The organism is Deltaproteobacteria bacterium, from assembly GCA_020845775.1.
In the GTDB taxonomy this organism is placed as follows: Bacteria; Bdellovibrionota_C; UBA2361; order SZUA-149; family JADLFC01; genus JADLFC01.
In genome coordinates this window covers 1-10,182 of record JADLFC010000107.1, presented here as the reverse complement: position 1 = coordinate 10,182, position 10,182 = coordinate 1, and the positions used below count along the sequence as shown (strand labels likewise).

Genomic DNA, 10,182 nt, shown 5'->3' with positions numbered 1-10,182 from the left:
ATTCTCAGTTCTTCCGAGTCTTCTGTGGGCGGGTTTAAGGAGGTGATAGCGAGTATCGCCGGAAATGGAGCTTATAGTCGTTTCAAGTACGAACGAGGTGTTCATCGCGTGCAACGCGTGCCGCGCACGGAGACTCAAGGCAGGATTCATACGTCAACGGTTACAGTTGCCGTATTGCCCGAGGCGGAAGAGGTAGAGATTGAGATTAAGGATGCGGATTTAAGAATAGATGTGTTTCGTTCGTCAGGGCCAGGAGGGCAGAGCGTAAATACTACCGATTCGGCAGTTCGTGTCACCCATATTCCGAGCGGCTTAGTGGTGGTGTGTCAGGACGAGAAGTCGCAGCTAAAGAACAAAAGCAAAGCACTTACGGTCCTTCGTTCTCGGCTCCTCGATATGAAGCAGGCAGAGCAGGATGAACAGCGTAGAGATGATAGGCGTAGCCAGATAGGGACGGGAGAGAGGTCGGAGAGGATTCGCACTTATAATTTTCCTCAAGGAAGAGTTTCAGATCATCGCATTAACTTAACTCTTTACCAGATCGATTCAATAATGGCGGGAGAACTCGACATGTTGATCGATCCTCTGGTTACGCATTTTCGTTCGCTTGCACTTAAGGGAGACGCAAAAGCTTAATCGTGGCGACAATTGGAGAATTGCGTCGATTGGGACGCAAGCATCTGGAGCATTTGCCAGAACGGTTGCAAGTTTCACCGAGTAATATCTGGCGCGATGTGGATGCGTTGCTTGCACATGTGCTTCAGTGCAGCACGGCAAGCCTTGTTGCGTGGTCTGAAAAAATTGTCGACCTTAAGCACGAGGCGGAATTTTTGCGTCTAGTCAGCCGACGGGAGCTGTGCGAGCCGCTTGAATACATGTTTGGAAAGGCGGAGTTTCGTTCGCTAGAATTTTTGGTCAATCGAAACGTTTTAATTCCTCGACCCGAGACGGAACTCTTGGTGGAGGTTGCTCTAAAGAATTTTGATATTAATACGCCATCTTTTCGCATCATTGACGTTGGAACTGGCAGTGGCGCGATTGTTCTGTCCCTTCTTTGGGCGTTAAGAGAGAGGTTCGGAGATGATTATTTATTGCGCGGAGAGAGTATTGCAATTGACATTTGTCCGGCTGCGCTAGAGATAGCAAAGACAAACGCAATAGCGCTGGGGTTAGACGAGCATGTGAACTTTATTCAATCGGATATTTTGGCCGACGTCCCAAGCAACTTGCTAGAGCGGGAAACTTTTTTAGAAATAATTCTTAGCAATCCACCCTATGTGCCAGATAATGAGGTCTTGCTACCAGATGTCGGCGAGTTCGAGCCAAAAGTGGCACTTCGCGGAGGAGCGCAAGGCCTTGATGTAATTAATAAATTGATAGAAGAACTAGTTCAAAGGATAGGAAAAAATAGTATTTTTGTCCTTGAAATTGGCTTTGGCCAAAGGTTTGCGGTAGAATCTTCGCTCGTTCGCAATGGACTCGAGGCGTTTCGGATACATCTTGATTTTTGCGGGATTCCCAGGGCCGTGGAGGTGAGAAGAGAGTTTTTCTCATAAGCTAGAGAGAGCGTTTGTGTCAGAGTATTTATCCATAGTAGGGCAAAATCGTTTATTTGGAGAGGTAGGCGTAGCTGGAGCAAAGAATGCGGCGCTTCCATTGTTAATTTCTACTCTGCTTACCAGCCAAAAATGCGTACTCGCCAATGTTCCGGATTTAGAAGATATTAATGTAACGCTTAGGTTATTGCAGAGCCTTGGTGCCAATGTCGAGTTTAGGAACGGAAGAGTTAGTATCGAGAATTATAATATCGAAACTGCTGAAGCGGCATATGGCCTTGTAAAATCTCTGCGAGCATCTTTTTGGATTTTGGGGCCGCTTTTAGCAAGGGTTGGCAAGGCGCAAGTGACTTTGCCGGGTGGTGATGCAATTGGAGCAAGGCCCGTAGATCTTCATCTTCAAGGCCTAGTCAAGATGGGTGCTGATGTGCGCATGAGAAATGGAGTGGTCTGCGCAACTGCGCCGGGTGGGCTAACTCCGCAAGAAATAACTTTCGACTATCCCTCAGTTGGAGCGACGCATCACATCATGATGACGGCGGCCTTAGTTCCTGGAACTACCGTAATAAGGGGAGCAGCGCGGGAGCCAGAAGTGGTGGCGCTAGCGGAATTTCTTTCGGCCATGGGAGCGAACGTCGAAGGTGCTGGTAGTTCAGAGGTCGCAATACGGGGACGAAGCGAGCTTGGTGGTCAGCAGTGTGTAGTCCTTGGCGATAGGATAGAGGCGGCTACGTATTTGATAGCTGGTGCTATGACTGGTGGGGGAGTGCGCGTAACTGGCATAAGCGGCGAGACAATGGGTGCAACCTTAGATGTTTTAAGCATGGTAGGTTGTGAGGTGAAGGAGGGCTGTGATTTTGTAGAAGTTTCGTCGTATGGAAGATTGCAGCCTTGTGAGTTTTCAACAGCACCATTTCCGGGACTTGCCACAGATGTGCAACCGCTTTTGATGGCTGCCATGACCATGGCGGAGGGTAGAAGTGTAATTGAAGAAACAGTATTTGAGAACCGCTTTGGCCATGTTGGTGAATATAACCGCTTCGGAGCTGACATAAAGATAGAGGGCTCACGAGCTATTGTTAAAGGAGTTAGCAAACTGCATGGAGCCTCGGCTATTGCGCTAGATATTAGAGCGGCCGCTGGTCTGGTGTTAATGGGCCTTGCAGCAGAGGGGTATAGCCAAATTTATGACATTCACCATTTGGATAGAGGATATGCTTCCTTAATCGAAAAATTTACTCAACTCGGGGCGAGAATTCAGCGTTCTCCAGCTTTCGACAACAGGGAAGTGGTATTGGGTTGCTGAGAGCATAGTGGTTTCATTGCTGCAAATGTCAGTCGTTTGAACGTGAATGAATGCGTACCAAAGACAATTATCCTTCGACTTAGAGCCAGTCAGGCCGTATTGCTTAAATTATTTTATTGCACATAGCGGAGTAAACAGCGCTCTTGCAGCTATTAACGAACAACTGAATAATCTTTTAGCTGACTCACTGTTTTTTGGATCTGCCTTTGTTTTTGGCGCGCGCGGAACTGGCAAAACCCATCTTCTTCTAGGCATTTGCGAAGAGGCTAAGCAACTAGGTATCTCTAATGAAAGGATCTCTTATGTTAGGATTTTAGCTGAAGTCGATGGTGTCGATAGTCGAGACGAGTGGGTTAGTGCATTTATTTCCGGTTATGAGAGCCTGCGAAGCAGGGGTGGACTGTTGTTGATCGAAGCAGATCGATCTCCCGAGGAGACGGCGTCTAATCCGCATGTCCGCAGCAGATTGCTAGCTGGAGAAGTGCTGGAATTGGGTTTGCCATTAGAAGAGGAGTTTGGGGCGGTTATTAGTTCGCTGCTCGAGCGAAAAAATTTAAAGGTGTCAGAGTATTGCTTAGATTACTTAATTCGACGACTTCCCCGCGAACCTTTGTCTTTCGAGCATATATTTGCTAGCATTAATGACTTATCTTTAGGAGAAGCAAAGCGAGCTGGTTTTGCAGTGGTTAAGCAGGCATTAGAGAGAGTGTTAGACAATAAGAGTTAAATTGTTATGTCTGAACGAAGAATAGTTATCACCGGAATGGGAATCATATGTCCAGTGGGAAATAATCTTAGGACCACATGGGAGAACATTACAAATGGCAAGTCTGGCGTTGGTTCTATTACTACGTTTGATGCGGCTGCCTACCCTAGTAGGATAGCCGGGGAGATTAAGGATTTCGATCCCAAAGAGCGTTTTTCGCACGCGGATTTAAAACGACAAGATCGCTATTCACTGGTGGCCATGGTTGCTGCGGACGAGGCTTTGATGGATGCGGGCCTGGATGGCTCGCGCGAACGATGTTATGCGCCGAGCCGTATGGGAACTATATTGGGCGTTGGCATAGGTGGTTTGCTTAGCTTGGAGGAGAATCATCGCGTGTTAATTGCTAGTGGACCGCGCAAGGTGTCTCCATTCCTAATACCGCGCATGATTAGCAATCTTGCGCCCGGAAATATTGCAATTAAACATAATTTAAAGGGCGTGAATTACACAGTGACTAGCGCCTGTACTTCTGGAACCCATGCTTTAGGAGAGGCTTGGAGAATGATTAAAGAGGGCTTGCAGGACGTGGTGGTTACTGGTGGCGCAGAGGCTGCAATTACGCATCTGGCGTTGGCTGGATTTGGCAACATGAAGGCTCTTTCTACGCGAAACGATGAGCCAGAACGGGCAAGTAGGCCGTTTGACAGAGACAGAGATGGCTTTGTAATGGGGGAAGGTGCGGGGGTGGTAGTGCTCGAGGATTTGGAGTCTGCTAGGAAGAGAGGCGCTAATATTTATGCAGAGGTGATAGGTTATGGTTTTTCTTGCGATGCCTTCCATATCACGGCCCCCTCGGAGGATGGCGAAGGGGCGCGAAGTTGCATGACCGCTGCGCTAAGATGTGCGGGACTTAATCCCGAAGACGTCAACTACATAAACGCACATGGGACTTCTACGCCAGTTAACGATCCGGCTGAGACTCAGGCAATTAAAAGTGTTTTTGGTGAGCATGCGAAGCGCTCGCTTTTGGTAAGTTCTACTAAATCTATGACTGGGCATTTGTTGGGTGCGGCTGGAGGAGTTGAGGCAGTTTTTAGCGCCATGGCGCTAAAAACTGGAATTGTGCCACCTACGATTAACTTAGATAATCCAGCACCCGAGTGCGATTTGGATTATGTTCCTAAAGTTGCTCGCGAAGTATCAATCCAAGTGGCAATGTCAAATTCATTTGGCTTCGGTGGGACGAACGCCAGTGTGATATTGCGTCGTATATAATCTGTTGAACGTGAAGGCGCAGTGGGAGGGAGCAATTTTGCAGGATCGAGCTAATATTGGGCCGGAGGGGCAGGTCGCAAGTTATATTTCTGGCGTTGCTATGAATGTTCCAGAAAGAGTTGTGACGAATGATTACTTTGAGTCTTATTTGGATACTAGCGACGAGTGGATTCAGGAGCGCACAGGCATTAGAGAACGCAGATGGGCAGACGGAGAAATTAGCGCAAGTGAGCTGGCACTCCCGGCCTGTCGCGCTGCAATTCGCAATGCCGGTTTGTCAGAAAGTGACATAGATGGAATAATCTTTGCTACGGTTACGCCCGACTATATATTTCCTAGCACCGCTTGCATTTTGCAGGGAAAACTCGGGATAAAGAAGGGTTTTGCGTTTGACGTGAATGCTGTCTGTTCGGGATTTGTTTACGCTCTTGTAATGGCAGATTCGCTAATTAGAACCGGGCAGTGCAGTAACGTGTTAATTGTTGGTTCTGAGCTCTACAGTCGCATAATAGACCAGCGCGATCGCAGTACGTGTATATTGTTTGGCGACGGTGCTGGAGCAGCTGTTTTGTCTAAGTCAGCGGCGTATTCTTATGGGTCTCGCTGCGATGCAGACGAAATGAGCCTTGTAGGAAGCGGAGTTAGGGGGATTTTGGGCAGTGAGCTACATTCTGATGGTTCCTGCGCGGAGTTGCTGTGCGTTCGGGCAGGAACCGCGAAGACGGTTACGCCGGAGTCGTTAAGCAATGGCGAGCATTACTTATTTATGGCCGGAAGGGAAATTTTCAAACTCGCAGTGAGGGCCTTAGTGGAAGTAAGCGAGTCTTTACTAAAAAAATACGGCGTGGATGTTTCTCAGATAGACTATTTCGTTTCGCATCAAGCAAACAGGCGCATTTTGCTTTCTATGGCGAAACAGCTAGGAATATCTGAAGAGAAGGTGTTAATTAACGTCGATAAATACGGCAATACCAGTGCCGCAAGCCTTCCAATTTTGTTAGCAGAGAGTGCTGCTAATGGGGTTCTAAAAAAAGGAGACCTGATATTGCTTTCGGCTTTTGGTGGTGGGGTAACCTGGGGGGTTGTGTTGCTGCGATGGTAGTAGTGTAGATTTAACGTGTTTTCAATCAAACATATAAGCAGGCTCTATCGCAAAGAGCGACTGAATAGGTAGTATTAAGGCATCGATAGCGCGATGGGCAAACTACGCGGTCGCAGGAAGCTAATTCTAATTTGGTCGTTGTTGCTCTTATTAGCCCTGGGCGGTTTGTTCCAGCGGTATTGCGACGATGTAGGTGAGGCTTATTGCGAAGCGCGCCTCGCGCTGGGGTTAACATACCTGTATTGGTTTGTCGGGCTCGCGGTATTGGCAGGCGGGGGGATAATTGCCAGAAAATGGCTATTGCAGGATGTCTCTGATGCCGGGGACTTTAAGTGTAGTCCTCAGAAATTTCACGGCAAGGTCATTTCTTTATGTGGCAAGGTTGAGCGGGTGCTTGAGAATTCCCTTGCTGAGAGCCTGAAAAGGAAAGTTACTGATGTTGTTAGAACCATTATCAATGATGATAATCGCGCTGGCAGATATGTGCATCAGCGCTTTCTGATATCCTCGCCAGCATTGCGACATGGATGTTATCTACTGGTGCTCCACAATATTGAGTTTGGGAAGATAGCGGTTAGGAAGGGGAAGTGGGTAGAGGTTAAGGGCGAATATCTGCACCAACCTTCGATGCAAAGAACTTTGTGGGGCCGCAAAAGGACTTTCTATGGCCGCCTGCATTTTACCCATGAACCGAAAGGTTTTGCAAAAGTTCTAAGCAAGAAACCGCGAGAGCGGTTGAGCGACCGAAGTCTTTGACTAGACGAAATGTGATTATAGTCCTGTTTTTTTTTGATTAGGCCACTTGCTTATAATACAATACTATTGGTTTTAGGTCGTTTTGTTGTTTTTTAATCAACGCTTTTCTACAAAGGACTAAGGTTTACTTTATGAAAGGATATTATTTGTATTCGCTAAGACGAATAGTCGTTTTAATAGTTCTTATCTCATTTGTTTCTACAGCTTACGCCCAGAGTAGCTCGACTTGGCAGCAAGTGCCTATTAGGTCTAAGGCGCAAAAGTTGGCTAATTATGCGCCAGGTGAGGGCTTTCAGTTTATTCGCGAAATTAGTTACGCCCCAAAAAATGCAAATATTGTCTATTTTGTGACCGATACGTCTCAAGTGTGGAAAAGCACCAACGGCGGAGCTAGTTGGCAGTCCAAGCACAAGGGCTTTTATGCCAATGGCGGAGTGTCTTTGGGGGTTTCGCCATTTAATGAATTGGGAAATGTCGTCTTTGTTGCGGGTGGGCAGGTTGGCAGCTGGAGTCAACTAGCAGGCCATAAGGACGGCATTTATCGGACGACTGACGGAGGAGAAAATTGGCAATTAGTGAGGCCAGGGCTGCACTTTAACAATGCAGATAATGGAAGTCTTTTTGCTTTTCCTTTCAACAATGTTGTTTGGGCAGGGACTTGGGATAGTGGTTTGCTTTACTCTAGCGATAATGGAGCTAGCTGGAAAGAAATACTTCCGTTTCCAGTTGTCGGTAAAATTTTTGACATAAAACTCCATCCTACGGATAAGAGAATTTTATATTTGGCTGCCGAATATGGTGTTAAGAAGTTGTTTTATGAAAACGAGAGTTCAAACAACTTTGAGCATTTGGGTTTCGGCCTCGATGCCGCTCCTAGGGTTTTGGCTATTAACAAGAACAACCCCAACATCATACACGCAATTACGGGCAATAAAAGCATATATCGCTCTACTAACGGTGCGGGAAATTTTTCGGTGCAGTTTAATAACCCCAACGGCACAAAAATGGCCCAAAAGATGGAAATTAGCCCGGTAGATCCCAACTACATCTTTGTGAGCTTTCAAGGAAAATCCTACGGAGTAAACGAAGAGTTTTATTACACTCATGATGGTGGAGTTAGTTGGAAAGTGCCAAGTAGCATGGATGAGAAAAACACTGAGGGTTGGGTATCTGGCTCGTTAGTGGGTTGGCCGTTTGATGGTGGTGGTGCTTTTATTAGAGGTGCGATTGCTACGCATCCGACAAACAGGGACATAGCGCTAACGATGGGGGCTCCTGATCATGTGGCAAAGACAATCGATGGCGGCTTAAATTGGAAATATTCAAATAGCGGGTATACTGGTGGAGGGGCAGTGTTGGGATATTCTCGCATTGCTTGGGATAAGAATAGTGCGGCGCGATTTGCAATTGGCTTAACTGATATGGGCGGATTTTTAACGGAGGACTCCGCTGACACTTTTCGCAATTTCAATGCAAAGCATAACGGCCAAGCCGCCTGTCACGGCGTTTCCTTAGATCCAACGCCTGGCTCGCAAGTAATTGTGGGGGCCTGTGGCCATAATTACGATGGTCAGATTATTCAGGTGTCGCGAGATAATGGCGTTAGTTGGACGAAAATTACTTCTCCCAATACCGAAGGTTTATACAAGTTTGTATCCTTTAGCCAGACGAATGCAAATGTCATTTATGCGGATAAATTTAGAAGCATAGATAAGGGTTACAATTGGACGCCTTTGGAAAAAAACGTAAAGGCACTTTATGCCAAAAACGGCGACGTGGTGTATTCAAGTGAAGGTGGCACGATTTATAAATCGAGTAATAGGGGAACGGATTGGGTAACGCCATATCCCGCAATAAATGTAACGAATAGCTACATTGACCAGATCGCCGTGGATCCCAATGACGAGAACAGACTATATGCGGCGGTTCCGGGTTGGGGCCTTTATATAGTAACTCCAACGCAAGCGACGCTAAGAAATAAGAACAATGGAATAGCGCAAAATATCTTTGGGCAATATAGTACCACCCATGTCGCGGTAGATCCAAGAAATGGCGATAACGTCTATTTGACTTCCTGGAGTGGCGCTTGGGGCCATGGGCAGGGAATTTTCCGTTCGACCGATAAGGGCTTAAGTTGGCAAAATATCGCCTACAACCTAGCCCCCATAAACGTGGGATCCGTTTCCGTTAACCCGCACAATAGCTACGTCTACATCGGCACCATGCACGGCACCTGGAAACTTCCGCCTCCTGGCGGCGTGGATACCACAGCGCCGCAAGCGCCAGGTGGTTTAAAGCTAGTGCAATGAGGAAAGGTGGAAGCTGTTTTGCGTTATTTTGCTGTAAGCTTCTCTTTGCATGTGGCACATGCATTGTAAATCGATTCTCGGAGTAGCTCTATGAAGCACTGCCCCTTATTGTTCCTGTTGTTTTTCGTTTCTGCTCTGTCGCCCTTTTTTGCGGCCCACGCCTTAGATGGACCGCTAAAAAAGAGTAGCGTTAATCCTCGCTATTTTACGGACAACAGTGGGAAGGCCATACTTTTAACTGGTTCACATACCTGGGGCAACTTGGTGGACGTAGGTGCCACTAATAGCAGTTTTAAGCCGGGACTCGACAACGTTTCTAGCACTAGTGTTGCCGAAGGTTTCACGCAATATCTCGATTTTCTTAAGAGTCACAATCATAACTTTATACGCTTATGGCGCTGGGAACTGACGTACTGGAAGCGCTACACTGACAATTTGTATCGCTATTCTTCTCCTCATCCTTGGAAGCGTCCAGGATCTGGTTTAGCCAAGGATGGCTTGCCAAAATTTGATCTCAATCAATTTAACCAAGCGTACTTCGATCTCTTGAGGGCTCGAGTTATTGCTGCCCGCGATAGAGGTATCTATATTTCCATTATGCTCTTTGAGGGCAATGCACTATATTTCCCAGAATATGATACCTGGGTTGGTCATCCTTATAATATCAATAACAACATAAATGGTATCAACGGAGACCTAAACAATGATGGGCAGGGAGTCGAGATACACACACTTGAAAACAACAGCAAGGTCTTAGCAATACAGGAAGCCTACGTCAAAAAGGTAATCGATACTGTTAACGATTTAGATAACGTTTTGTACGAAATCGGAAACGAAATGGGCTCCTATTCATTGCCATTCCAGTATCACATAGTAAATCTCGTTAAGAGTTACGAAAAGGCCAAACCCAAACAACATCCGATAGGCATAACCCAGTGCTACCATAAGTTAAGTCAGTATTGGTCTCAAAATCAGACTCTTCTGGACAGTCCGGCCGATTGGATCTCGCCAGGAGGAGAAAAAGTTCCCCAAATCGATTATGTAAATAATCCCGTTGTAAATGATGGAAAAAAGATTGTCCTTGCAGATACGGATCATCTTTTCGGACTAGGCGGAACTAGACAATGGATCTGGAAGGTTTTTTTACGCGGACACAATCCGATCTGGAT

9 protein-coding genes are annotated in these 10,182 nt (G+C 46.7%); all 9 read left to right on the top strand.

Annotated elements, in window-relative coordinates:
- Positions 1–636, top strand: a 636-nt coding sequence (locus tag IT291_06785) for a PCRF domain-containing protein (GenBank protein ID MCC6220928.1), incomplete at its 5' end; no start/stop codon positions are given.
- Between the two features lie 2 nt (positions 637–638).
- A complete protein-coding gene (gene prmC / locus IT291_06780) occupies positions 639–1,556 on the top strand; it encodes a peptide chain release factor N(5)-glutamine methyltransferase (GenBank protein ID MCC6220927.1) in 918 nt (305 codons plus the stop codon).
- 16 nt (positions 1,557–1,572) lie between these two features.
- Positions 1,573–2,862: a UDP-N-acetylglucosamine 1-carboxyvinyltransferase gene (murA, locus tag IT291_06775; protein MCC6220926.1), complete on the top strand. Its 1,290-nt coding sequence runs from the start codon at positions 1,573–1,575 to the stop codon at positions 2,860–2,862.
- Positions 2,863–2,908: 46 nt separating this feature from the next.
- Positions 2,909–3,589: a hypothetical protein gene (locus IT291_06770; protein ID MCC6220925.1), complete on the top strand. Its 681-nt coding sequence runs from the start codon at positions 2,909–2,911 to the stop codon at positions 3,587–3,589.
- A 6-nt stretch (positions 3,590–3,595) separates the two neighbouring features.
- Entirely contained in the window at positions 3,596–4,846 is a 1,251-nt protein-coding gene (fabF, locus tag IT291_06765) for a beta-ketoacyl-ACP synthase II (GenBank protein ID MCC6220924.1), read from the top strand.
- A gap of 100 nt (positions 4,847–4,946) precedes the next feature.
- Complete coding sequence (locus IT291_06760; GenBank protein MCC6220923.1) at positions 4,947–5,948, top strand: ketoacyl-ACP synthase III; 1,002 nt, start codon at positions 4,947–4,949, stop codon at positions 5,946–5,948.
- Positions 5,949–6,041: 93 nt separating this feature from the next.
- Positions 6,042–6,704: a DUF3465 domain-containing protein gene (locus IT291_06755; GenBank protein ID MCC6220922.1), complete on the top strand. Its 663-nt coding sequence runs from the start codon at positions 6,042–6,044 to the stop codon at positions 6,702–6,704.
- Positions 6,705–6,835: 131 nt separating this feature from the next.
- Positions 6,836–9,013, top strand: coding sequence for a hypothetical protein (locus tag IT291_06750; protein ID MCC6220921.1), 2,178 nt, complete (start codon positions 6,836–6,838; stop codon positions 9,011–9,013).
- 90 nt (positions 9,014–9,103) lie between these two features.
- Positions 9,104–10,182 (top strand): hypothetical protein (locus tag IT291_06745; GenBank protein MCC6220920.1); only part of this gene is annotated, 1,079 nt, incomplete at its 3' end.